This window comes from Paraburkholderia steynii (assembly GCF_900100565.1).
GTDB classification, from domain to species: Bacteria; Pseudomonadota; Gammaproteobacteria; order Burkholderiales; family Burkholderiaceae; genus Paraburkholderia; species Paraburkholderia terrae.
This window is the reverse complement of sequence record NZ_FNDI01000003.1, coordinates 50,953-76,581: the sequence shown is the minus strand read 5'-3', so window position 1 is coordinate 76,581 and position 25,629 is coordinate 50,953. Positions and strand designations below refer to the sequence as shown.

Sequence of the window (25,629 nt, the reverse complement as noted above, 5' to 3'; positions counted from 1 at the left end):
AGAAGTCATGGAAGTCGTGAACCATACTATTACAAATCTGATTACGTTCGTTCTTGCGATTTACGTCGGGTATCACGTCGTTTGGACCGTCACCCCGGCACTACACACGCCTTTGATGGCTGTAACGAATGCCATCTCGGCAATCGTTGTCGTGGGCGCCATGCTGGCTGCTGGACTTACTGTTGGCGTCGGCGCGAAAGCCTTTGGCGTGGTCGCGGTCGCGCTTGCGTCGGTGAACGTCGCCGGAGGATTTCTCGTCACAAGACGAATGCTTGAGATGTTCAGGAAGAAAGAGGTCAAGGTTAGTGGTAAAGGGAGCAGAGCGGAATGAGTGCAAACGTATCAACACTTCTCTACCTGGTGGCGTCTGTCTGTTTCATCCAGGCATTAAAAGGTCTGTCTCATCCGAAAACAGCACGTCTCGGAAACGTGTTTGGGATGGCCGGCATGGCGATCGCTATCCTGACGACGGGGATTCTGATCCTGCAAAGCGGTAGTAGCGCGATAGGCTTTGGCTTCCCGCTCGTCATTGTCGGCTTGCTCGCGGGAGGGGCAGTTGGTGCTCTGCTTGCGGCTCGTGTCGAAATGACCAAGATGCCGGAACTCGTCGCGGCAATGCACTCGCTTATCGGGCTCGCGGCAGTCTGTATCGCGTTTGCGATCGTGTCCGATCCCGCAGCGTTCGGTATCTTGACCGTTGATAGAGAAATTCCGTACGGCAATCGCGTCGAACTCGCACTCGGATCGCTGGTGGGAGCGGTTACCTTCTCCGGCTCTGTTATCGCCTTTGGCAAGCTGTCGGGGCGTTACAAGTTTCGGCTCTTTCAGGGCGCACCTATTCAGTACAAGGGCCAGCATTGGCTTAACCTGCTGTTGTTGCTTGCCATTTTGGCCTGCGGAGCTACGTTTGTTTGGACGCAGCATTGGTCGACCTTCCTTGTATTGTCTTTGGCCGCGTTCGTACTCGGCGTGCTCATCATCATTCCGATCGGTGGCGCCGATATGCCAGTGGTGGTTTCGATGCTGAATTCGTACTCCGGTTGGGCGGCTGCTGGTATCGGATTTTCATTGAACAATCCCATGCTGATCGTGGCCGGCTCGCTTGTTGGCTCCTCGGGTGCGATTCTCTCGTACATCATGTGCCGGGCGATGAACCGCTCGTTCTTCAATGTGCTGCTCGGTGGTTTGGGTGGGGCGAGTGCAGTAACCGCAGGTTCTAGCCAGGGAGCGAACCGTTCGGTAAAGCAGGGGTCAGCGGACGACGCGGCTTTCATGTTGCAAAACGCTGAGTCCGTAATCATTGTGCCGGGCTACGGACTTGCAGTTGCCAGGGCGCAACATGCACTCAAGGAGCTTACGGAAAAACTGGCTGGAAAGGGAGTTGCGGTGAAGTACGCAATTCATCCTGTCGCTGGTCGCATGCCTGGCCATATGAACGTGTTGCTGGCCGAGGCTGAGGTTCCATATGAGCAGGTCCATGAGATGGAGGACATCAACCCCGACTTCGGTCAGACAGACGTGGTTCTGGTTCTTGGGGCAAACGACGTCGTTAACCCCGCAGCCAAGACGGATCCAGGTTCTCCAATCGCAGGTATGCCGATTCTGGATGCCTACAAATCACGATCAATCATTGTTAACAAGCGTTCGATGGCGGCTGGTTACGCGGGACTCGACAACGAACTGTTCTATTTGGATAAGACGATGATGATTTTCGGAGATGCAAAGAAGGTGGTCGAGGAACTCGTGAAGGCTGTCGACTGACACGAGTGGAGCGACCGGACGTCCGGAAAGGCTCGACAAGTGGCGTTGACTTGATGGAAGCGCGCAACAAGCGTCAGTGTGGCTAGCGCGATCGAAAGCCCGTTTTTGACGAGGCCCTCGAATGTAGCTTTGCTGTAAAACCCGTTACCAATATGGAGGTGCGAATGGCACACGATTACGCGAAGCGGTTTTTTGTGGCGATGTTGCTGCCCACGAAAGTGGATTTTTCGCTCGACGAAGATGGTATCCGGCGCTTTACTCGATATTTCCTGAATTCGCCCTTCGCAAGTCGAGGCGGTTTGATCGTTAATCCCGAGGCGGGCGAAGTGTTCTACATGAGTGGGGAGGAAAAGCAACGCGCCATTGAGATTGTTCTGGAGGAGGTCGACCGAAAGCTTCCGGTATTCGCAGGCGTATATGCTCCCACCACTAGTGAACTTGTAGAGTCAACGCGCGACGCAAAGGACCTCGGCGTCGATGGGATTTTCGTGATTCCGCCCGGTGGAGCGATGGACATCACGTATAACTGGGACCCGCTTCGCTATCCGGATGTATGGCTAGACCAGATCAAGGCTCAAGACCGGTCTGTCAATCTTCCCATTCTTACCCACCCGATTGGGCCGCCGTCTCCGAAGTACGGCATTGGTCTTCCAGCGGAAACGGCGGTGCATATCTGCAACGCAGTACCGAATATCATCGGCTGGAAAATGACGTACTCGTATGACGGCTATCGACGAATCGCACGTGCCCTTCGAGACAGTCGTCCTGAGGTTGGGCTGATGGGGGCGGCAGCACATTTCTTTCATGAGAATCTTGCTTCTTCTCAGATGGACGGAACGGTGTGTGGTGCATGGTGTTACGCGCTGGAACCGATGCTCGCTCATATCGAAGCGTGGGAATCTGGAGACCTGAAAAAGGCTAACGCGATATGGGAAGGAGGGCTGCGACAGCTGCAAGAGTGGGTTTACGACGAATGGGGCCGACTGCATATCCGCTACCGTCTCGCAAGCTGGTTGCGTGGGTTGGTTGACAACCCATCGATGCGGCCTCCGCTTCCTTCTCCGACTCAGGTAGAGGTCACCGCGTGCCTGGAATTGCTTCATCGTGCCGGCTTGAGTGTGCGCGAAGACCTCGATGAGCAACTCCTTCGGTTTGGATGGACAGTTCCTGCGTCAGGAATGTGACAGTAGACCTTCACGTCAAGGAGACGCGCATGAGCAATATTCCGGTCGAGGATCGTAAGGAAGCGATCCTGATGAAGCTGGAGACGTCGGATACGGCGCGGTTCTATAGAAAAGCTCGGCTGACGATGGGCGCCGCAACGTTCTTTGACGCGTTCGATATGTTGTCGATTGCATATGCCATCCCCGTACTCATGGAGGCTTGGCATTTATCGCCACCAGAGGTTGGCGCCCTCATCACGGCCGGCTTTGTCGGTCAGATTATCGGTGCGATCATGTTCGGCGCCGCCGCAGAACGGTTCGGGCGAGTCAAAACCGCTAGCATCGCAATCGCCATCATGGCGATAGTCGGCATTGGATGTGGGTTCGCACAGTCTTACCTGATTCTCTGCGCTCTGCGATTCCTTCAGGGAATCGGCATCGGCGGGCAAATACCTGTGGCGGCCACTTACATCAATGAAATTGCGATTGGGAAAAAGCGAGGTAAGACTTTCCTGTTGTATGAACTCAGCTTCGTGATTGGCCTGCTTGTGACCGCCTTTCTCGCGAACTGGCTGGTCCCACGCTTCGGGTGGCGACCGCTCTTTTTTATCGGTGGCGCACCGCTTATTCTATCAGTAGTGATGTGGCGCATCCTTCCCGAAAGCCCCAGATGGCTCGTTGCCAGAGGGCAATATAGGGCAGCCGAGAATGTGATGCGTGTGATGACGGGTGAGAACAGTTACTCACATCGCGACCGCGTTCCACGCGAGGAATTCTTCTGCACGCGAAGATCGAGATCCGGCATAGGCTTGCTCGTTTCACGTGCCTATCGCGGCAGGACGATGGTGGTCTGGGTAATCTGGGCCGTGACCGGTCTCGTCAACTACGGCGTGGTTAGCTGGCTTCCGACGCTCTACAGAAAATACTACCATCTAAGCTTGGCTGATTCGTTGCACGCTTCGCTTATAGCCAGCTTCTGTGGGTTGGTTGCGTGCTTGCTTTGCGCCCTGTCTGTCGACTTTGTTGGCCGCCGAAACTGCTTTGTGATTGCTTTTTTGACGGCTGCGGCGGCGCTTGGATCGTTGTGGTGGTACGAGTCGACAAATATTGCGTTCGTTGTCGCCTGTGCAACAGTCGCATACGCAGCGCTGAATACCAACGCCTTGCTCGTCTATCTGTACACTCCAGAAATCTATCCTACTGAGGTAAGAGCGCTGGGAACGGGGGTCGCCAGTTCGATACTGCGAATCTGCGCCGCGTTAGGGCCAGTGGTAATCGGGAACGTGTTGCCGAACTTTGGTGTGTCGGTGGTGTTTTGCGCCTTGTCCATAGTTGCTCTCGGCGGAGCGGTCGCTGCAGTATTCGCACTCGAGACAAAAGGGCAGCGACTCGAGGACGTCGAAAGTCTTCGAGTACTCCAAACGAATAGCCTTCCTCCATCCGAGGAAAAGAATGGCTTCCGAAGCCAACAGGCAAAGTATTGATTTACAGAGATGGACCCGGCGCCCCTTCGGGGGCGCGAGACTACTGAATGCTGTCTCCTTCGGGTGCATCGGCGGTCCATCATGCAAATCGAAATTCTCAGCGCCGCTTCAACGTTGCGGTAGTGCATTAATCGAGACAGTAGTTCGGTATGGATTCGCAGTGATGCTCTGGCGTCGTGCCGGATGAAGCCACCTAAAGCCGAGTCTGACACTCAACTGTGCTTCACCGTTAGCCTACATTGATTCTACGTTCAAGATTGATCAATGCGCTTTGATAGTCATATAGTCGCAGTCGAGAGCTTGAGGCTTCATCGGGAGCCTTTTTGCAAAATGCGAGGAAAGCGACTTGAACTTGAATGAGGCCATATTGATGAGTGACGTAGACCGCGCTGCCGTCCGAAGGGACATACCGGCGCCCTCCGAGGATAGTAGCGTTGTCTGGGGTAGCGACGCGATCGCGCAGATGTTGCGCAAGTTGGATATCCCGTATGTGTTGCTCAATCCGGGCGCAAGCTTTCGTGGACTGCACGACAGTCTTGTGAATTATCTGGGTAATCAAAATCCGCAGATGATTGTAGTGTTGCACGAAGAGCACGCGATCGCTATCGCACACGGTTATACAAAGGTAACGGGGCAGATGCTCGGCGCGATCGTGCACAGCAATGTGGGGCTGATGCATGCGTCGATGGCGATCTACAACGCCTGGGCCGACCGGGTTCCCGTGCTTGTGCTGGGCGCTACAGGGCCCGTCGATGCCGCGCTGCGTCGCCCCTGGATTGACTGGCTTCATACCGCGCAGGATCAGGGTGCACTCGTGCGACAGTTCACGAAGTGGGACGCGCAGCCGGCCTCGGTCCCGGCTGCGTTCGAGGCCCTGCTGCGTGCCGCGCAAATTGCCCGCACTGCGCCGAACGGCCCGACCTACGTGTGTTTCGACGCAGCGCTTCAGGAAACCGAATTGAGCAACGAACCGGTTCTTCCCGACCCGGCGCGTTACCTGCCGGCAACCTCCGCGCGGCCATCGGAAGCGGACCTCGGCAAGGCGGTCGCATGGCTTGCCGAGGCGAGTTCCCCGGTGATCCTGGCGGGGCGAGTCTCGCGCGACGAAGCTGCCTGGCGGCACCGCGTCGGACTTGCTGAAGCACTAGGTGCGCGGGTGTTGACGGACCTGAAGGTAGGAGCGGCATTCCCCACTGACCATCCGCTGCATGTTGCCGCGCCCGGTTTCTTTCTCTCACCCACTGCGGCCGCCGAGTTGAGATCCGCCGATGTTGTCCTGAGTCTGGACTGGGTCGACCTCGGCGGGACGCTCAAGCAGGCGTGGGGCGAGGACGCGGTAGGGAGTCGCGTCATCCAGGTATCGGTGGATCAATATATCCATAACGGCTGGTCCATGGATCATCAGGGACTCGCACCGGTCGACCTTTATATGATGTCCGAACCTGACCCGGTCGTCGCGCTTCTACGCGAAGCGCTACCGAAGCGCGCGTCACCCGTGCCGGTGAAGGTGCCGCCTCGAGAGAACGTGTCAAGTTCCGGTGAGTCGATGAGCATCGCCTCCTTGGCGCAGTCGCTGCGGCGCACTACGGCCGGCCATGATGTCTGCCTTATCCGATTGCCGCTCGGCTGGAGTGGCGACATGTGGGACTTCCACCATCCTCTTGATTATCTCGGCTACGACGGTGGTGGCGGAATTGGATCAGGCCCGGGGATGGCCGTCGGCGCGGCACTTGCCTTGAAGGGCAGCGGTCGCCTGCCGGTTGCCGTGATTGGCGATGGTGACTACATGATGGGCGTGACTGCGCTGTGGACCGCTGCCAACGCGCGGATACCCTTGCTCGTCATCGTTGCGAACAACTGTTCCTTCTTCAACGACGAGCTGCATCAGGAGCGCGTGGCGAAGGATCGGCACCGCCCGGTCGAGAATCGCTGGATTGGCCAACGCATCGCGGATCCGGAGCCAGATCTCGCCATGATCGCCAGGGGGCAGGGCCTTGTCGGCATCGGGCCGGTCGCGCGCGCTGAGGATCTTGACACAGCGTTAGCGCAGGCGGTGAATGCTCTGCGGGATGGAAGGACCGTCGTGGTGGACGTGCGTGTCGATCCGGGATACAGCCCGTCCATGTCGTCAGGCATGACGAGATCCAAGACCGAATGAGCCGATTGGTCAGCTCGACTTTGAGATTGAACTGGAGACATCGCAATGAGCAACGAATTGCCGCGCGTGCAGGAGGGCGAGGAGAACCTTTCTTCGCGCATCGCGTCCCTGATCCCACAGTCCAGTGGCTTGTACTGGGGCGGTCAATGGCACACACCTGCTGAGGTACAGAAACTTGCAACGTTCAATCCGTCCAGCGGCGCACTACTCGCGGAGGTTTTCGTTGGCGGCGCCGCGGAGGTCGATGCCGCAGTGTGCGCGGCGAGGAACGCGGCACCCGGCTGGGCGAGCGTGCCGCCGCTGGAGCGTGGTCGGCGCCTGCGCGAAGCTGCCATGCGTATTCGTGCGAACGCCCTCGAACTCGCGCTGCTCGACTCGGCCGATTGCGGCAATCCCATCAGCGCGATGATGGCGGACGCCGAGATTGCCGCCACGCAACTCGAGTACTTTGCGGGGTTGGTGCTCGAAATGAAGGGGGAAACGATTCCCACGGGCAACGGTTCACTTAACTATACGGTGCGTGAACCGTTGGGCGTTGTCGCGCGGATTTTTCCTTTCAATCACCCCTTCATGTTTGCGGCTGGCAAGATCGCTGCGCCACTCGCGGCGGGTAACACGGTCGTGATCAAGCCACCGGAACAGGCGCCGCTATCCACCATTCGGCTCATGGAGCTGCTCGCGGATCTCTTCCCGGCGGGCGTCCTCAATTGCGTGACGGGCGGCCGCGAAACCGGCGCGGCCCTCGCCGCTCATCCGGAAGTCGCGGCCATCGCCCTCATCGGCAGCGTGCCCGCCGGAAAGGCGGTGCTGCATGCGGCAGCCGACACCCTCAAGCACACATTGCTGGAGCTCGGCGGAAAGAACGCGATGGTGATTTTTCCAGATGCGGACTTCGAACAAGCAGTGGCGGGCGCGGTTCGAGGCATGAACTTCACGTGGTGTGGTCAATCCTGCGGTTCGACGAGTCGCCTGTTCGTGCATGAGTCGCTTCACGATCGGTTTCTCGCCGCCTTGACAGATCGCGTTCAGACCATGCACAAGCCTGGCGTTGCAACCGACAGGCGCACGACGATGGGCGCGCTCGCGAGCCGGGCGCAGTACGACCGGACGTTGCGCTATATCAGGGCAGGACTCGAAGAAGGCGCGTCGCTCGTATGCGGCGGCAAACATCCGGTTGACCCGTTGCTATCGGAAGGATTCTTTATCGAGCCAACCATCTTCGCGGATGTCAAACCGTCGATGCTGATCGCTCGCGAGGAGATTTTTGGCCCGGTCCTCTCGGTTTTTAAATGGCACGACGAAGACGAACTTTTTGCCGCCGTGAACGGCGTCGAGTTCGGCTTGACGGGGTCGATCTGGACGCGTGATCTGGTTTGTGCGCATCGTGCGGCGTTGCGCCTCGAGGCGGGCTACGTGTGGATCAATGACTGCTCGATACACATCCCGGGTGCGCCGTTCGGAGGTTTCAAGCAGTCGGGAATCGGGCGCGAGGAATCGAAGGAAGAGTTGCTGGAGTTCACGAGGATCAAGAACGTCAACGTGTCGCTTCGAAGCTGAACTAGCGATTCTGTGCGGTGCCGGTGAACTTGGCGCGCGGTCTCAGCAAGAAAGCCTGCGTGCGTTGCTCGAGGATGTGGGCGACCCATCCGGCCGTGCGGCTCAGGATCCAGAGCGCAGTGGCCGTGCCATCGGGCATTGACAGTGCGCGCGTGAGCACCACTAGCGCGATGGCGACGCCTGGATAAGCTTTGAGCGAGCTTCGTGCCGTTGCGAGGAAATCCAGCGTGTTGCGTGTACTCGCCGACAGCTCGGGCAAGCCAGCGACCAGATCGAGAATGACGTCAGCGCGCGGATCGCCGTCGGGGTACATCGGGTGATTGAAGCCGAAGCGGCTCGCGCCGTACTCGCGCACGATAGGCAGCCGTGCTTCGAGATCTTCCGGTGCCGTCGATTGCAGTAGGGCGGTTTCGACCGTTTGGGTCGCTGTACCAGTGGAGAAGCCTACGTGAGAGCCGATTGCTGCCGCCACACAGTTGTAGAGGTCCGCGTTCGTGGACGCGGCGATGCGCGCGGCGAACGTTGCCGGCGCGAGTTCGTTGTCGGCGAGGACGATCATGGCTCCGTTAAGTGCGTGCAGTGCCTCGGGAGAACTCGTGGCGCCGGTGGCACGCAGGATGAAAGGCGCGAGCGCTTCGTGGGCCTGGCGATACTCGAATTGCGGACTCGCCCGCAAGTAGCCCAGACAGCCGGCCATCGTCTGGATGAGCAAGCGCGCGGCGGGTACGGACGTGCCATCGGATATCTCGGCGGCGCCGCGATCGTGCATCCCGAGTGCCAACGCAACGATGCCAAGCAAGTTGCCGATGTCGTTGCGACGCAGGCCGTCTTCGTAGGATCGCAGGAGTCGTTGCGTGTCGGCTGGTGTCTCGATGCTGGACCATGCGGCGAACGTGTCCTGCCAGGTTCCTGTGAACAGCAATTGCGCGACAGATTCGAACGAGATGCCCGCGCGCGCCATCTCCGCCGCCACTCGATTGCGATAGACCGGGCCCGCATGCGTGACCTGGGTGATGGCCGAAGCGATGACGGGCTCGCCCCAATGCATAGTCGATTCAGCCGATGCGGACTTCGACGGCCGCCCGCGCTTGCGGCTGCGTACACGCTCGACGTCGGTGCGCAGATACAGGCTCTTACGGCCGTCGCTATGCGGGGCGGTCTTAATGATGCCGCGACTTACATAGGCATAGAGTGTGCCGGCCTTGATATTGAGCGTTTCGAGTACTTCGTTGCGAGTCATCAAGTCTTTCTGCATCGACGATCTGCCATTTATCTGAAAATAATCAACTGAATTCTACCGCCGATGGACTACATAAAGGACTGCTAAAGGTATACACCTACTGTTGATTTAAATTATCAATCTTGAGTGAAATTTAAATCCTATCTACTGTTCGTAGGTGAGTTCGCGGTCAAGAATCGAGATCGCGATCAAGTCTGAACTATTGAACACTAGATTGGGAAGATACACATGCAGGATTTCAAGCGGGAATTCGAACGCCGCAAGGCGCTCTTTGTGGATCAGACGGCCGCTCATGCTCGTGACAATCATTACTGGGAGCCGGTGATCATCACGCGTGATGAGATCGAAGCGGAAGTCGAACGGCTCGCTGCCTTGCCGGCGCCTGCCGACGGCCGACGTCAATCGCTGATCGTGCATCCATCTGCACGCCATGGATCTCCCGGCCTTGCGCCCGGTATCCAGGTGATGTTGCAGGTCCTGTTGCCAGGCGAGTCAACGAAGCCGATGCGCCACAACGCGACCGAAGTGAACTTCTGCATCCGAGGCGGTGGCACGACCGTGGTGGCGGGGCGCGAGATTTCGTTCAGCCAGTACGACGTGTGGAATCACCCGTCGTACGCAACGTACTCGCACACCAACGATTCGAATGACATCCAGGTGAGATTGACGTACTCGAATGTGCCGCTGTTGCAGCATATGGAGGTCTATGTCCCGGACTACGAAGCGCCCATCGCGCAAACCGGAGGCAACGAAACGCCGCAGCAAGTCGCGATCGATCCAAAGCGCCAGAATCCCTACGGGATGTTCCCGATCGGTACCGACGGTGGCCTCCTCATGCCCTACGAGACGCTTATCAATCCAACCGCCGTGCAATCTAACCCGCTGCACTTTCCGTGGCACCACGTGAAGCAGGAGTTGGACAAACTCGAAGCGCTCGGCATTGACTATGTCGGCCGACGTCTCTACATGATGTACAACCCGGCTACTGGACGCACCAACGGCATCACGCCGAACTTCTTCGCGACGATGACGATCCGTCCGCCCAAGATCATCGACCGTCCGCACCGGCATGTATCGGCTGCCATCAACTATTACTTTTCCGGTAGCGGCTACAGCATGGTGGCGGGTAACCGCTATGAATGGAAAGCGGGCGACCTGATGCTGTCGGCTCCGGGTTGGGCGGTCCATAACCACGCGTCCTACGACGATTACGTCTACGAACTCACCATCCAGGATCAGCCGCTCAATATCTACATGGAATCGTTGTTGTGGCAGGAAAGCCTGAAGGAACCACCCGCGTTGCTCGGCACCGAAAGCGGCTTCAAGACCAATCGCGAAAAGACGACGGCGTAAGGGGATAAGAACCATGGGAATGAGAACAATGGCAGGCGTTGAACGACTCAAGGGCTCCATCACGCCGATCGTCACTCCGTTCAAGGGCGGCGAAGTCGACTACGAGACCTACGCGAAACTGGTCGACTGGCAGATCGGGAACGGCTGCCACGGCGTGCTCGTCAACGGTACGACGTCAGAGCCGAGCACATTGACCGTTGATGAGCGTAACCGCCTGGTCGATGTTGCGATCGAAGCGGCTGACAAACGTGTGCCTGTGGTTGCGGCGACCGGTTCCCAGTCGCATGCCGAGACGATTGCCCTGACGACGCATGCAGACAGGGCGGGCGTGGATGCGCTGCTGATCGTTACGCCGTACTACATTCGGCCGCCTCAAAGGGGACTCGTTGAGTATTACTCAGACCTCGGCAGTCGGACGCAGCTTCCGATGATGATCTATCACATTCCCGGACGAGCGGCCGTTACCACCGATCTCCAGACCGTCAAGGCGATCAAGGAGCGTGTGCCGCATTTGGTCGGCATGAAACACGCCGTCAACGACATGGGCTTCGTCACGCAGATGCTCGGCACGTTCGGCACCGACTGGCGTGTGTTCGTCGGCCTTGAGGAATTGAGCTTCCCGATGCTGGCGGTGGGGGCATGCGGCCTGATGAACGCGGTCGGCAACCTTGCGCCGAGGAGGGTCGCGGATCTTTACGAAGCCGTCGAGAAGGGAGACATGGCGACCGGCCGTCAGCTTCACTTCGACCTGTTCGAATTGAACCAGTCTGTGTTCTTCGATACGAATCCGATCCCCATCAAATACATGATGAAACGCATGGGGCTAATTTCGAATAACGAGCATCGCTTGCCAATGGTGCCTGCCACGCACGAATTGGAGGAGCGATTGGATCGCGTGCTGGCCCATGCCGGCTTGATTTGAGCAAGCGCCGACAGTACCTGCCAACCAGGGAGACGTAACGAAAATGAGTACCGCTATTCCTCGTCTGGAAATGGACCAGCTGCCGCAAGACCTCGCGGAGTATCTTGGTCCGCGAGTCAAGCGGTTGGGTTACCTCGGCGAGCTGTTCAAGTGCGCAGGCAACGCCCCCGACGTCATCTTGCAGTTCATGCACTTTACCGATTCACTTAAGGAAGCGCTTCCGGATCGGCTTACCGAGCTAGGCGCGCTCACAGTCGCGGGGTACATGCAAAACGACTATGAGCGCAACCAGCATGAAAGGCTCAGTGTGAAACTGGGCTTCTCCAAGGAGTGGATTGCGGCAGTGAACGCTTTGAAGCCGAACGAAGTGGCCACGCTGAGTGAGGTTGAACGAGCGGCGCAGCGTTACGCGCTCGCCGCATTGCAGACGCGCGGTTTGGGAGCCGATGCGGAATTCGCAGCGCTGTCGGCGCAACTTCCTCCGTCGCAAGCGATGGCCTTCGTGATGTTAATCGGCCGCTACGTCACGCACGCGCTGGTCGTCAACACGCTGCATCTGAGGCCGCCTGTGCCGTCTATTTTTGAATGAGTGAGCAATGACCGAACCGATCTGGATTTCCGAGCAAAGCGTAGTCGAGATGATGGCCCTGCCCGAGGCGATCACAGTGCTCGAGCGGAGCCTCAAGCAGGAGGCCCAAGGTAATGCCGAAAACATGGTGAAGACGCATGTCGCGTGGGGTGGCAACAACCTGCATGCGATCGGCGCGGCGTATCCGGGTGAAGGCGTCGTCGGCACCAAGACTTGGGCGCATACTTCGGGCGGCACGTGCCCGTTGCTGATCCTGTTCTCCTCGGAAACCGGACAACTTGTTGCGATCATCGAAGCGTTCGCGCTTGGTCAGATGCGCACCGGTGGCATCTCGGGCGTAGCCACGAAGTGGCTGGCCTCCGAAAGCGCCGACGTGCTTGCACTAATCGGGACCGGCAAGCAGGCGCTCGCGCAACTCGCCGCCGTGCATGCGGTGCGTCCAATCAAGCAAGTGCGCATTTTCAGCCCGCGCGCCGAGAGCCGGCAAGCGTTCATCGACAAGGCGGCAAAGCAGTTCGATGTCGAGCTAGTGAATGCGGGATCGGTACGGGAAGCCGTCCGCGGCGCGTCGATCGTGACAACCGTGACACGTTCGACCGACGCGTTCCTGCAATCCTCCGATCTCGATGCTGGCGTGCACGTCAATGCGATCGGTGCAATCACCAGCGAGCGCGCCGAACTTGCACAGGACGTCTTTGTCCGCTGTTCACGCGTTGTCGTCGATGACCTTTCCTCCGCGAAGAAGCTGTCCTCCGAATTCATCAAGGCATTCGACGTGTCCGACGGATGGTCGAAGGTACGCACACTGAGTTCGGTGATCGCGGACCGGTCGGGTCGCACGCCTTCTGACGACATCACGATATTTAAGGCGATGGGTATGGGTATTTCGGACCTGGCGCTTGGTATAGAGCTGTATCGGCATGCGCTCGAGAGGGGCGTTGGCCGTAAGCTGCCTCAGCCTGAACGAAGCACCCCGCGGCTGGTATCCGAAAGAAAATAAAAACCTGACTCGCACAAACGCGGGGCACGGTGCAATAACAAAAAAGATTGTTCATGACGGCGGTTTCTGTTCAAGGAAAATCATGACAGCAGGAGACAAAGCCATCAATGTGACCGAACTCATTGATGGTGTGAAGTTCACAAGGTTGCAATTCACCGTGGTTGCGCTGTGCGCACTCGTCGGGCTGCTCGACGGCGCAGATACGCAGTCCATCGGGGTTGCGGCGCCATTCATCGCGAATGCGCTCGGACACAAGGTGAGCGGCTTCGGTCCCGTGTTCGCTGCCGCGCAACTCGGCGCGACAGTTGGCGCACTGACATTCGGCCCGCTCGCTGACCGGGTTGGTCGCAAGCCGATGCTCATCGTGGCGATTATGACTTTCGCTGCCTTTACGCTGGCCACGACGATCGTTACATCCGTGCACGCTCTCGTAGTTGTGCGCTTTTTCGCAGGGTTGGGTCTCGGAGGGGCGACACCCTGTTTCCTGACACTCACTTCTGACTACTCGCCTCGCAAGCAACGCGGCATGATCGCAACGATCATCTGGTCCGCGTATCCGCTCGGTGCCGCACTCGGCAGCTTCATGAATGCGTACATCCTGTCGCATTTCGGATGGCAGGCGATTTTCTATATCGGTGGCGGATTGCCTCTGGCCGTTGCCTTGGCGCTCGTCATGTTTTTGCCGGAGTCAGTTCAATATCTTGCGGCACGTGGTTCCGAACCGAGCCGCATCCGCAAGATCCTGCGACGCATGGGTCATGTCGTCGATGACAAGCAGGTCGCGTTCGTCGTTGAAGGTAAGAAACTGCCGGGCGTGCCGATCAAGCACCTGTTCAACGAGGGGCGCGGTCTGCCGACCATCCTGCTATGGGCGGTCTTCTTCCTGGCATTTGCCACAACCAACGTGATGACCATGTGGACGCCAACCCTCCTGCGCGCGAACGGTCTTGCTCCAGCTGCGACTGCAATCGTGCTGGCTTTTTTCAATATCGGTGCGTTTCTCGGGATGGCCGCCGCTGGCCGCCTGGTGGACAAGTTCGGTCCGACCGCCATGCTTGTTCCGGCGTTCCTCGCTGCGGCACTCTCAATTGCCGCACTGGGCGGCGCAACGAGCGTCGGCTTTGCCTCGGCCTTCGGCGCGCTGCTTGGAGTCACCATCGGAATAGGTGGCGCTGGAGCGATTGCTATCGCGTCTCTTGTGTACCCGACGGCGATACGGTCGACCGCAATCGGCTGGGGCATGGGCAGTGCGCGCTTTGGCCAGTTCGTGTCGCCGCTGATCATTGGCGGTTTGCTCACGGCGGGATTTGCGACGGGACAAATTCTGATCGCAGCAGCGTTTTTCCCTGTTCTGGGTGCGATTTTTGTCGCGCTCCTGTGGTTGCAGGGGCGCAGGAGCAAGGATAGGGTCACGGGCGGTGCTGTCGGTGCCACGCGGGGGACGCACTGACATGTCAAAAGGTCTCATGCCTGGGCGGCGCGTGTTCCTGAGAGAAGCTTTGGCCACTGGCACGGCGGCAGCGCTGGTTAGACCGGGCGGCGCTTGCGCAACTGCCCCCACCGTTTCCGCCGGTCCCGCCGTCGTCGAACCGAACGCGGCGTTGGTCGCCGCGGAAACGCAGGTGCTCGCACCGATGCCCTCCCTGTCCGAGCCTACAGCGACCGATTCAGCGCACATCGGCAATCCTGGCTCCGACTTCATGGTCGACATGCTGAGGGCGGTCGGCATCGACTATGTTGCAGCGATGCCAGGATCAACGTTTCGCGGCATTCACGAGTCCATCGTCAACTATGCGGGCAATACGCGTCCCGAACTTATTACTTGCACGCATGAAGAAGCATCGGCTGCGATCGCCCATGGCTATGCGAAGGTGGCGGGCAAGCCGATGGCCTGTCTCGTCCACAGTACCGTTGGTTTGCAACATGCGTCTATGGCGATCTACAACGCCTGGTGCGATCGCGTTCCGATGATGGTGCTTGCCGGAAACATCGAGGACTCCTCGAAGCGGCGCACCGGTGTGGAGTGGTATCACACGGCCCAGGATCTGGGTGCCATGGTGCGCGACTACACGAAGTGGGATGACATGCCGCTGTCGCTGCAGCAGTATGGGGAGTCGTTCGTACGCGCTTATTCGATGTCCGTCACGCCGCCGATGGAACCTGTACTCATCGTGGCCGACGGCGAGTTGCAGGAGCAGCCGATCGAGAATGCATCCGATATCGTGGTGCCGACCGTTCGTCCGGTGGCGCCGCCAGCGGCTAGTCCTGGCGCGCTCGCTGCTGCTGTTGAGCTACTGCGCCATGCGAAGTCGCCAGTCATTGTGGCTGATCGTGCCATACGTACAGCGGCGGGCATGAACCTGCTTATCGAAATCGCGCAAGCCCTGAACGCTCCGGTTATCGACTTGCTCGCGCGCATGAACTTTCCGACGAATCACTATCTCAATCGTACGTGGCAGCAGGTCGCCTTGATCAGTAAGGCGGACGTCATTCTCGCACTCGAGGTCGGGGATCTCTGGGGCGTCACCGGCGCGGTGTCCGATTCCATTGGACGGCCTTCCAAACGAATCGCGCGCCCGGATGCAAAGGTGATCAGCATCTCGACAGCCTATCTGTACGGCAAATCCAACATGCAGGACGCGCAGCGTTATTCGTCGGCCACGCTTGCCATCGCAGCAGATTCAGAAGCGTCATTGCCCGAACTGCTACGCATCCTGAACGCATCGTTGACCACTGAGCAAAAGGAGAGCGCGGCGGCGCGCACTGGACCGCTGAAGCAGGCCTTCGATGCCATGCGCACGGCTGCGCGCAACGACGCCACGCGTGGCTGGAATGCGAGCCCGATCAGCACGGCAAGGTTGTCGCAGGAAGTCTGGAACGTAATCAAAGACGAAAACTGGGCGCTCGTGTCGTCGTCGCTTTTCATTAGCCGTTGGCCGCAGCGCCTTTGGGACTTCACCGAACCGTATCAGTACATCGGCGGCGAGGGCGGGTATGGCGTCGGTTACGGCGCGCCGGCCGCGGTCGGCGCGGCACTCGCACACGGAAGAGCTGGGCGCATCGCTGTGAATATTCAGACCGATGGAGACCTGATGGTCTTGCCCGGCGTATTGTGGACGGCCGCACACCACAAGGTGCCACTGCTGACCGTGATGCATAACAATCGTGCGTGGCACCAGGAGACCATGCATATCCAACGGATGGCGAACAGGCGTGACCGGGGGGCTGACCACGGGACCGTGGGCACGGTCTTGAACGATCCCGCCATCGACTACGCAGCAATGGCGAAAAGTATGGGCATGTGGGCGGAAGGCCCGATCTCCAAGCCGGAAGAGCTAGGGCCGGCGCTTGTCCGCGCGCTCGCCCAGGTAAAGAATGGGCAGCCGGCCTTGCTCGATGTCGTGACTCAACCGAGATAGGCAGCGATCGTGAAGAAATGCACATTATTGAACCGGCGTCTCGCCACATTCGCTGTAGCGGGGCTGCTCCTCTGCGCAACATCGTCCGGCGTCAATGCGGCATCGGACTCGTTGGCTCGGGGGCACGCGCTCTTCCTGAGCAAAGGCTGTTTCGAGTGCCACGGCTACGTAGGGCAGGGCAGCATCATGTCGGGCCCTGGCATTGCTCCCGCGCCGATGTCCATCGCGGCAATGGCTGCTTACGTTCGCGCGCCCAAAGGCCAGATGCCACCTTACAGCGCGAAAATCCTTAGCGACGCGGAGTTGAGTGACATCCATACCTATCTCGAGTCGATACCCGCGAATCCGAAGCTTGACACGGTTGCACTCCTGAAGGACGGGCGGCCGCCTGCAACGAGCGCGCCGCCGACGGCGCTGATACACGGGGAAACGGTGTTTGCCACTAACTGCGCTGCTTGTCATGGCGCAGCGGGCGAGGGCGGACTGGGGCCAGCGTTGAAGAGGGTAGCCGAGAAGCGCGGCATCGACGGGATCGCGGCATTTGTGAGGAACCCGGCCGGCGCAATGCCGCGCCTGGCCCCGGCGGTCCTGAGCGATCAGGACGTCAGCGATGTCGCCCGGTATGTCGCAACCCTGAGATAAGGTGCCTGACTCTAGGGAGGAGCGCCATGATGGATTTCAATATCAAGCTAATCACGGTGTTCACCGAGTTGCACCGCAACAAGAGTGTATCAATCACGGCGGACAGGCTCGGCTTGACGCCGTCATCCGTCAGCATGAGTCTTGCCAGGCTTCGTACACTTTTCCACGACCCGTTGTTTGTACGAACTGGTAGCGGTATGGAAGCGACACCGCGTGCCGCGGAGGTGGTGCTCAGACTGCAGCAGGCGGTCCAGCTTCTCGAGGCAGCGTTAGAAGAGCGGCCATCGTTCGATCCGACCGAGTCGCCGCGCGAGTTCCGCGTCGCGACGACTGACTTGGGTGAGGTGATCCTGATTCCCTTGCTCATGGGCGCCCTGGCGCGGCTCGCGCCAAAGGTGACGTTGCGCGTGTTTCATGTATCGCAAGACACACCTCGACAGTTACAGGAAGGCGATATCGACCTGGCGCTTGGGTGCATCGTCAACCTGGAAAACGGTTTTTTTCAACAAAACATCTTCCTCGAAAGTTTCGTCGGTGTGGTGCGTCCCGAGCATCCCCGCATTGGAGATTCGCCGACTCTTGTCGAATATCTTGCGGAACAGCATGTTGTGGTCTCCGTGCCCGGAAGTGGCCATGCGTTGATCGAAACGTCGCTTGAAAGAAAGGGTATCCGGCGAACAGTCGCCGTGCAGTTGCCGAGTTCCCTTGCGCTTCCCACGATGCTGGTAGCAAGCGACCTGGTGTTGACCGTGCCGAAGCGCCTAGGGCGTCTTTTTTCAACCGTGCACGGTCTTCGTCCCTTCGACTTGCCTTTTCTCCTTGAGGCCATTCCGGTCAAACAGTACTGGCATGAGCGCTTCCAGTATGACGCTGGCCTCAAGTGGCTTCGGCACGTCATCCTGCAGACCTTTAAGTCTGACGCGATGGCCGGAGTGTTTGCTTATCCAGATGAAACGCAAGTGCGACTCGACTGCCGGACGCCGGAACTCGAGAAGTCAGATGGATAGAAACACGAACTTTCACGCCGTCGAACTCATTGCAAGCATGCGCGACACCAAACTCAAAAAAATTGAAAGCGGATGTCACGGATTCGCTATCGACGTGAGGCTGGTGTGCGCCTAACGTGAGCTGACGTGCATATAGAGCGAAGCTGACGATCGCTCGTATGAACACCTCATAACATAAGATAAAGGAGATGTAGATGGATGGCAGAACGCTGCATGTCGGCCTCGTGGTACCCGCATTTTTCTACGTTCCGTATTGGGCCGCGCATGATTTAGGCCTGTACAGGAAACAAGGTTTAAATGTCGAGTTCGTGGTCTTCGGCGGCATCGATCCGCTGACAAAGGCGCTCAAGGACGGGACGATCGACGTCGGAATCGGGTCACCCGAACACGTAATTCACGACGTCGAAGCGGGCGGCGATCTGCGCATGATCGCGGGCAACGTGAACCGGCTGACGCATTCGCTGATAGCACAGCCCGAGATCAAGCGACTGGAAGATCTACGGGGCAAGACGATCGGCGTCTCGGCGCTCAGCGCGGGCACCTCCTCGTTATTCACGGACATCCTGGAACGTGTGGGCCTGCATCCCGGCGATTACCACGTGGTCGAAGCTGGAGTCGTGCCGCCACGGCACGACCGCTTGCTGGAAAGAAGCATCGATGCGGCGATGCAAACTGATCCCCATAATTATCTGGCCGAAGACGCAGGCTTCACGAACCTCGGACCGGTGTCCGACTGGATCCCGTATTTCCAGTTCACTTCAGTGAACGTCAATCGGACCTGGGCAGGCGAGAACGAGGATGCGCTTGTTCGATTCCTGGCAGCGTCAATTCAGGGATCACAGTGGATGTTCAAGAATCAGCAGTCAGTGGTCGAAGTCGCGGCGCAGCGCATGGATGTCGACCAAAGGTATCTCGAGCGCGCATGGAAAGACCATGTTAGTGGATTCGCGGTTCCTATCGATCTTCGCCTTGAAGCCAGGTCAATCGAGACAGCGCTCGAAATGATACGTCGCGATCGGCCGACGAGTGTGCAGGTCTCGGGCGACGCGAGCTTCGCAAAGTACGTCGATACCCGTTATTTGCGCGAAGCACAGCAGGTCGCAGGCGTCGATGAAGCACTCGTCACCTGATCAGAATCGAGTTACGGATATGACCGCATAGGCAGAGCCTGATTGCGGCACCGATTCATACCGCGACCCACTATCGGGCGCGACGCAGGAGACCGTCATGAAAACTCAGTCTATCTATGGTGCGAAGCTTCGCCCCAGTGAGCGTGCTCTCAAACAGAGAACGGTCGCATACCGCATTCAGCGAAGACGGCGCGCATCGTTCCTGTTCAGCGCTGGCCTCGTCGCAGCGTATTTTGCGTTTGTGCTGATCGTCACCTCCAGGACGCCTGCACTCAGCGGCCAGTTGCTGAGCGGGCTATCGGTCGCCATGCTGCTTGGCGTGGTGGTCATTCTCGGCTGCCTGGTCATGACCTCGGCATATATCGTCTGGCTCGGCTATGTGCAGAGAGCGCATGACCAGTTCGCAAGAAGGGGAGCTGCGCATGAAAGTTGATAGTCAGGCCTTCGGCCACGCGAACGTGCCGGCCATCGCGTTCTTTCTGTTGTTCGTCGGTATCACCTTGCTGATTACATATTGGGCCGCCCGTCAAACGAAAAGCACAGACGATTTCCTGGCTGCAGGTCACCGGATCACGGCAGGTCAGAACGGCGTCGCCCTGGCGGGCGATTTTGTAGCCGCGGCGGGCTTTCTTGGAATCACAGGCCTTATCTCGATCGCTGGATTCGATGGATTCTTTTACGCCGTCGGTGGAGTGATCGGTTGGCCGTTAATGCTGTTCCTCTTTGGCGAGCCACTGCGCAATCTCGGTAAATATACGCTTGGGGACGTCCTCGAATTGCGACTGGGAAATCGCAATATCCGACTCGTCGTGTCGGTCAATTCGCTGATCATCGTGCTGTCGTATCTCGTCATGCAACTGATTGGCGCGGGCAACCTCATCCACCTTTTGTTCGGAATTTCATACACAAGCGCGGTCATGATTATCGGCGCCTGCATGCTCGTCTACGTGCTTTTCGGGGGCATGGTCGCCACCACGTGGGTGCAGATCATCAAGGCCGCACTTATGATCGGTGGTGCACTTGGAATGGCCGTCATGGCGCTCGCCCGCTTCGATTTCAATCCTCTGCATTTATTCGCATCAGCTGCCGCCCTCAATGGTGCCGATATTCTCGGTCCGGGCAAGCTCATCACAAGCTCCATCGAGGCCGTGTCGCTGGGGCTTGCGCTGGTTCTGGGGGTGGCAAGTTTGCCGCACGTTCTGATGCGTTTTTTCACCGTGCCGGATGGTCGGGCCGCGCGCATGTCGATCTTCTATGCGACGGCTGTCATTGTGCTCTTCATGTTGCTTACCGCCATCCTCGGCTTCGCCGCGATGGTGCTAGTCGGGCGCGGGGCAATTATCGGCATGGACCGCGGCGGCAACATGGCGGTTCCGATGCTTGCGGAACAACTTGGCGGTACGGTTCTGCTCGGTTTCATCGCGGCGGTGTCATTTGCGACCATCCTTGCAGCGGTTTCGGGCTTGATGATCACAGGCGTTGGCACTCTGGCGCACGACATCTGGACGATGGTAGTGCGGCGAGGCATCGAGTCACACGGTCAACAGATGTCGGTGGCGCGCATTTCGACCGTGCTGCTAGCGATCATCGCGGTCGGTTGCGCCTTGGGCCTGAAAGGCCAGAATGTCGCCTTCATGGTGGGACTTGCTACCGCAGTGGCTGCCGCTGCCAATTTCCCGGCTATCTTCCTCGCGGTGTACTGGCGACGCTATTCCTATGCGGGAGCCGCGGCAGGGATGCTGACGGGGTTGTGCTCGAGTCTTTTCCTTATCTATTTCTCACCGACGATCCAGGTCGACGTGCTGAAGCACGCCTCGGCATGGTTCCCTTTACGCAATCCCGGTATCGTGACGATCCCGCTGGCATTCGTCGTGAGCATTGTGGTTTCCGCGCTGACCTACCGCGTCGAGGGCTCCGACTACGCCGCGATCGAGCGCGACGCAATTCTGGGCGACAGCGGAGCGGAATATGGACATTGACTATGGTTCGGTGGGCCGCATCGGCTTGATCGTGCCGTCTGCAAACGTCGCGGCCGAACCGGAAATTGCCGCGATGCTGCCGCCCGGTGTCGCCTTGTACACAACTCGGCTGAAGCTCGCAGGCAGCTCACCGGCTGATATCGAGGGCATGGCCGCGCGCGCCGGTGAAGGCGCGGAGTTGCTGGCCGATGCGAAGGTCGACGTGATCGCGTTTCATTGCACCGCGGCTTCCGCCTGGTCGCCCGATGCCGATCAGGAACTGACCACGATGCTCGTCAAGCGTAGCGGCCTTCCCGCGACGACGACCGCAACTGCCTTGCTCAACGCATTGGCTGCGCTAGAGGCAGGCTCCATCGTCCTTGTTTCACCCTATGTCGAGGAGATTAATGCTCGGGAGATTGCTTTTCTGCGTGGCCGCGGCATATCGGTGCTGGACCAACACGGTATCGGCATCGCTGACCCACACATGATGAATCGCGTCGATCCGCAGACATGGATCAGTCTTGTAGAAAAACATGTGCATCCCGATGCCGATGCCTACTTCATCAGTTGTGCGGCTATCCGGGCAGCCGGGGTCATTGAGACGCTTGAAAAGAGGCTGGGTAAGCCGGTCGTCACGAGCAATCAGCTGATCGCGTGGCAAAGCCTGCGTGAAATTGGAATCAAAAGTAGCGTCAAAGGTTTCGGCAGGCTCATGGAGATATGAGGAGGGTCATTCAGCCTGAGCATTATCGGATGCGCACATACCATTGGTTACAAGAATAAGGAGACGAGGTGAACCGCACTGTCGGAATCTTACTAACGGTCGTACTATTACTCTGTATGCGAGACGTATTGGCGTCCGATGACGCGAATCATGTCACCGTCGGCATCAACTCCAGAACGATCTTCTATCTTCCGCTTTGGATAGCTGAACGCCAAGGATATTTCAGAGACGAAGGCGTTGACGTGAGCGTACAGCTATTTTCGTCGGCGGATACGTCGCGCGACGATTTGCTTGCAGGTAAGGTCCAGGTCTCCATCGCACCTCCCGAAGCGGTATTAACGAGCGTCTATACCGCCAATGGCCCGTTTCGCATCATCGCGGGAAACGCACGCAAACTTCCGCATTTCATCATCGCCCGCAAAGGAATCAAGACCCTGGCCGATTTGAAGGGCGCCAATTTTGGCGTGATCTCGATGCATGAGGGAACAACGTATCTCGTGCCGAAGATTGCCAAGGCGGCAGGGCTTCGTGTGCACGACTACAGCGTGACAGCTGTCGGAGGTGCGCCGACTCGTCAGCGTTTGCTGCTCGACGGTAAACTTGACGTCGGACTGCAACCTTTCCCCCTCAGCTACGAGGCCGAGGCTGCTGGCCTGAACAATTTAGGCTGGGCAGGAGTCTACGAACCCGACTGGCAGTTCACAACTATCAATGCCGACCAGAACTGGGCACGTTCGCACCGAATGGCAGTGACCGGCTTCTTGCGCGGGCTGCGACGTGCTAACGACTACATCGCGAGTCACCCCAACGAATCCGCCCAGGTTGCCGCGCAGGAACTGAAGACGTCGGTTCCTCTTGCCGCGCGAGCAATTTCTGACAGCGAGCGACTGGGCATCCTGGATCCTGAACTCAACTGGTCCGACGTTGGGATCCGGCGTGTCTTCGAAGCCATGCAATCGGCCGGCGCAATCGCGAGCGACGCGAGGTTTGATCTCCAGCGCGTCACTGACGATTCCTTTCTCACACAGAGTCAAAATTTGACTGTGCGTTCCACAGGCAACTTTTTTATCGGCGGCGCACCGAAGGTCGTTAGCGGACTTGCCACGCAGGACATCCATGTGGTGAGGGATGCTCCGCCCCTTCGAGTGGATTCCAATGGAACCTATATCGCAGGCCAGGTCTACGTCGAATTTACGAAGCTGGCGCGGCCCAGGTTTCCCTTCCCGATCCTATTCCTTAACGGAGGCACCTTTACAGGCGCGATGTGGCAGACGACGCCAGACGGGCGTCCCGGTTGGAGTGCATACTTCCAGCATGCGGGATTCGACACCTACCTCACCGATGCCGTGGGAAAAGGCCGGGCTTCCTGGGCGATGTATCCGACCGTGTACAAGGTGCCTCCGATCTTCCGATCAAACGAGTCGACCTTCGCACTCTTGCGTATTGGCCCGCCTACAGGCGCGACAAGCGTCCCACCTCATGCCTACGAAGACACACAGTTTCCGATTGACCACGTAGACGATCTCTTCAAGGAGGGTGTGCCGCGATTCGCGGGACAAGACGAGAGCGAGTTCGAGGCTTATCGTGAACTGATCAAGAAGGTTGGGCCGTGCGTCATCGTTGCGCAAAGTTCGGGCGCTTATTTTGGGCTAAGACTTGCGAGAGAGGAACCGTCGTTGGTCAAAGCCCTGGTTGCGGTGGAACTTACGGCCGTTCCGAGCCGGGATCAGGCGAAAGATGCATTGCTGGCACGCCTGCCGCAGCTGTTGCTGTGGGGCGATCATCTGAACAGCGAAGGCCCCGGCGATTGGCCGAAAACGGTGAAGGCAACCGAAGACTACGCCACGGCGATCAATGCAAGCGGCGGTCAGGTAGACGTCGTGCATCTACCCTCAAGTGGTATCAAGGGGAATACGCACGTGATGATGATGGACAGGAACAGCGACGACGTCGCGAACGTTGCAGTTGAGTGGCTTCGACACTCGCATGTCGATGACTCACAGTAGTTGTTTGAGTGGATGAAAAGAACGGTAAGAAATATCATCGAATCTACAACAATTAGGATAGCAAAATAAATGATGAATCGAAATTCAATCGAAAACAGCTTAGACCGGTATAGCTTGCACACCTGCTTAGCGTTAAAGATCATTCAGGGTAGAAACCTAGGTGTGTGAATAAAGTGGAACAGTTCTGAAAGATGGCGTTGAGTTAGATCCATTATTTTTAGGAGACGATAAATATGAAGAAAACATTGATCACCGGTGGCGTCTTCGGCTTACTGAGCCTTGGGGTACATGCCCAAAGCAGCGTTACGCTGTATGGGTTGCTGGATGTGGGAATGGTGTTTGTGAATAACTCAGTCTCGAACGGTCAGGGTCACCAGCTATATTCGCTCATAAGCGGGAACATCCAGGCGAGTCGATGGGGTCTTAGAGGATCGGAAGATCTTGGTGGAGGGATGAAGGCGATCTTTGTGTTGGAGAACGGTTTTAGCGTGGTGAACGGAAAACTCGGGCAAGGCGGGGACGAGTTTGGACGCCAGGCATATGTTGGCCTATCAACGACGCGGTTCGGCGCGATAACTTTGGGCCGGCAATATGATTCGGTTGTCGATTTTACGAATGTACTAACGGCGGCTACGCAGTGGGCGACAATCTATTTCGCTCACCCAGGTGATCTAGATAATATGCTGAATTCGAACCGGGTGAACAATGCTGTGAAGTATACAAGCATCAGTTACGGTGGTTTTAAATTTGGCGGTTTGTACAGCCTTGGCGGCGTCGCAGGCCAGTTTAACCGAAACCAGATTTGGTCCGTAGGTGCTGGCTACAATGTTGGTCCCCTCCAACTTGGTGCCGGATATTTTAATGTAAAAGATCCAAACTTCTCGTTTTTCGGAAACAATGCGACGTCCAGTGCGACGGGCTCGAATATGAGCGGTAGCCCAGTGTATTCCGGGTACGCGTCCGCCAAGACGCAGGAGGTCTTCGCGGCGGGAGCGGCCTATACGATTGGTTCAGCGGCGGTCGGCATGACCTATAGCAATACCCAATTCAAGGATATCGGTGCGATTGCAGGACTTCCGGCAAACGGCGCGGGTGGGGCTGCCAAATTTAACAACGTTGAAGTGAATTTCAGGTACCAGGTAACGCCGGCTCTTCTAGTTGGAGCGGGCTATGACTATACCAAGGGCTACGGCGTGAACCACGCTAAGTATCACCAAGCAGGGCTGGGCGCAGATTACTTTTTATCCAAACGTACTGACGTCTATATTACCGGCGTTTATCAGCATGCGTCAGGAATCGATTCGACCAATAAGCCGGCCGTCGCCAGCATTACTACGCTTTCACCGTCTTCCACTTCGAATCAGATAGTTGCAGTTGTGGGCATTCGACACAAATTTTAAGAATCCTCGAAGCCTTTGAAAACCATGCCATGTGGCAGTTGTCTAACGTAGATGCCCTCCAGTGGCATCTACATGTTTGCTCGATTCGATTCCTGATAGCCCGTTATCGGCAG

At 58.0% G+C, this 25,629-nt stretch carries 21 protein-coding genes; 20 read left to right on the top strand and 1 reads right to left on the bottom strand.

From position 1 onward, the window contains the following. The first annotated feature begins 7 nt into the window (after window positions 1-7). From BLT65_RS06745 to BLT65_RS06720, 6 genes are all read left to right on the top strand, one after another. Window positions 8-331, top strand: coding sequence for an NAD(P) transhydrogenase subunit alpha part 2 (locus BLT65_RS06745; protein WP_007736022.1), 324 nt, complete (start codon window positions 8-10; stop codon window positions 329-331). Beyond that, on the top strand, window positions 328-1,761 hold the full coding sequence (locus BLT65_RS06740) for an NAD(P)(+) transhydrogenase (Re/Si-specific) subunit beta (protein ID WP_091776341.1): 1,434 nt from the start codon (window positions 328-330) through the stop codon (window positions 1,759-1,761). Before BLT65_RS06745 ends, BLT65_RS06740 begins: the two co-directional genes overlap by 4 nt. A gap of 164 nt (window positions 1,762-1,925) precedes the next feature. Then, window positions 1,926-2,945 (top strand): dihydrodipicolinate synthase family protein, encoded by a 1,020-nt coding sequence (locus BLT65_RS06735; RefSeq protein ID WP_091776950.1) that lies wholly within the window; start codon window positions 1,926-1,928, stop codon window positions 2,943-2,945. A 29-nt stretch (window positions 2,946-2,974) separates the two neighbouring features. Further along, complete coding sequence (locus BLT65_RS06730; RefSeq protein ID WP_167306461.1) at window positions 2,975-4,408, top strand: MFS transporter; 1,434 nt, start codon at window positions 2,975-2,977, stop codon at window positions 4,406-4,408. A gap of 370 nt (window positions 4,409-4,778) precedes the next feature. Next, the gene (locus tag BLT65_RS06725; protein ID WP_091776948.1) at window positions 4,779-6,566 is read left to right on the top strand and encodes a thiamine pyrophosphate-binding protein; all 1,788 of its coding nucleotides are present in this window, start codon (window positions 4,779-4,781) and stop codon (window positions 6,564-6,566) included. Window positions 6,567-6,611: 45 nt separating this feature from the next. Then, window positions 6,612-8,123, top strand: coding sequence for an aldehyde dehydrogenase family protein (locus BLT65_RS06720; RefSeq protein WP_091776335.1), 1,512 nt, complete (start codon window positions 6,612-6,614; stop codon window positions 8,121-8,123). Between the two features lies 1 nt (window position 8,124). Here the strand turns inward: BLT65_RS06720 and BLT65_RS06715 are convergent, their stop codons facing one another. Next, on the bottom strand, window positions 8,125-9,363 hold the full coding sequence (locus tag BLT65_RS06715) for a citrate synthase family protein (RefSeq protein ID WP_091776946.1): 1,239 nt from the start codon (window positions 9,361-9,363) through the stop codon (window positions 8,125-8,127). Between the two features lie 228 nt (window positions 9,364-9,591). Here BLT65_RS06715 and BLT65_RS06710 point away from each other — a divergent pair, with 228 nt between their 5' ends. From BLT65_RS06710 to BLT65_RS06645, 14 genes are all read left to right on the top strand, one after another. Continuing rightward, window positions 9,592-10,716, top strand: a complete 1,125-nt coding sequence (locus tag BLT65_RS06710; RefSeq protein ID WP_091776332.1) for a cupin domain-containing protein — start codon at window positions 9,592-9,594, stop codon at window positions 10,714-10,716. A gap of 28 nt (window positions 10,717-10,744) precedes the next feature. After that, complete coding sequence (dapA, locus tag BLT65_RS06705; protein WP_007736005.1) at window positions 10,745-11,638, top strand: 4-hydroxy-tetrahydrodipicolinate synthase; 894 nt, start codon at window positions 10,745-10,747, stop codon at window positions 11,636-11,638. A gap of 70 nt (window positions 11,639-11,708) precedes the next feature. Continuing rightward, on the top strand, window positions 11,709-12,227 hold the full coding sequence (locus BLT65_RS06700) for a carboxymuconolactone decarboxylase family protein (RefSeq protein WP_244186443.1): 519 nt from the start codon (window positions 11,709-11,711) through the stop codon (window positions 12,225-12,227). 7 nt (window positions 12,228-12,234) lie between these two features. Further along, the gene (locus tag BLT65_RS06695; protein ID WP_091776329.1) at window positions 12,235-13,227 is read left to right on the top strand and encodes an ornithine cyclodeaminase family protein; all 993 of its coding nucleotides are present in this window, start codon (window positions 12,235-12,237) and stop codon (window positions 13,225-13,227) included. 82 nt (window positions 13,228-13,309) lie between these two features. Then, window positions 13,310-14,677, top strand: coding sequence for an MFS transporter (locus BLT65_RS06690; RefSeq protein ID WP_167306460.1), 1,368 nt, complete (start codon window positions 13,310-13,312; stop codon window positions 14,675-14,677). 1 nt (window position 14,678) lies between these two features. Beyond that, on the top strand, window positions 14,679-16,646 hold the full coding sequence (locus BLT65_RS06685; RefSeq protein ID WP_091776322.1) for a thiamine pyrophosphate-binding protein: 1,968 nt from the start codon (window positions 14,679-14,681) through the stop codon (window positions 16,644-16,646). A 9-nt stretch (window positions 16,647-16,655) separates the two neighbouring features. Beyond that, on the top strand, window positions 16,656-17,288 hold the full coding sequence (locus BLT65_RS06680; protein WP_091776320.1) for a c-type cytochrome: 633 nt from the start codon (window positions 16,656-16,658) through the stop codon (window positions 17,286-17,288). Between the two features lie 26 nt (window positions 17,289-17,314). After that, entirely contained in the window at window positions 17,315-18,295 is a 981-nt protein-coding gene (locus BLT65_RS06675; protein WP_091776318.1) for a LysR family transcriptional regulator, read from the top strand. A gap of 194 nt (window positions 18,296-18,489) precedes the next feature. Next, the gene (locus BLT65_RS06670; protein ID WP_091776316.1) at window positions 18,490-19,425 is read left to right on the top strand and encodes an ABC transporter substrate-binding protein; all 936 of its coding nucleotides are present in this window, start codon (window positions 18,490-18,492) and stop codon (window positions 19,423-19,425) included. Window positions 19,426-19,522: 97 nt separating this feature from the next. Beyond that, on the top strand, window positions 19,523-19,858 hold the full coding sequence (locus tag BLT65_RS06665) for a DUF485 domain-containing protein (protein WP_091776314.1): 336 nt from the start codon (window positions 19,523-19,525) through the stop codon (window positions 19,856-19,858). Then, complete coding sequence (locus tag BLT65_RS06660; protein ID WP_244186442.1) at window positions 19,818-21,404, top strand: solute symporter family protein; 1,587 nt, start codon at window positions 19,818-19,820, stop codon at window positions 21,402-21,404. Before BLT65_RS06665 ends, BLT65_RS06660 begins: the two co-directional genes overlap by 41 nt. Then, entirely contained in the window at window positions 21,394-22,110 is a 717-nt protein-coding gene (locus BLT65_RS06655; protein WP_091776310.1) for a maleate cis-trans isomerase family protein, read from the top strand. The genes BLT65_RS06660 and BLT65_RS06655 overlap by 11 nt, the downstream gene beginning before the upstream one ends. A gap of 68 nt (window positions 22,111-22,178) precedes the next feature. Next, complete coding sequence (locus tag BLT65_RS06650; protein ID WP_143036490.1) at window positions 22,179-24,116, top strand: ABC transporter substrate-binding protein; 1,938 nt, start codon at window positions 22,179-22,181, stop codon at window positions 24,114-24,116. A gap of 233 nt (window positions 24,117-24,349) precedes the next feature. After that, window positions 24,350-25,516: a porin gene (locus BLT65_RS06645; RefSeq protein ID WP_091776306.1), complete on the top strand. Its 1,167-nt coding sequence runs from the start codon at window positions 24,350-24,352 to the stop codon at window positions 25,514-25,516. Window positions 25,517-25,629: the final 113 nt, after the last annotated feature.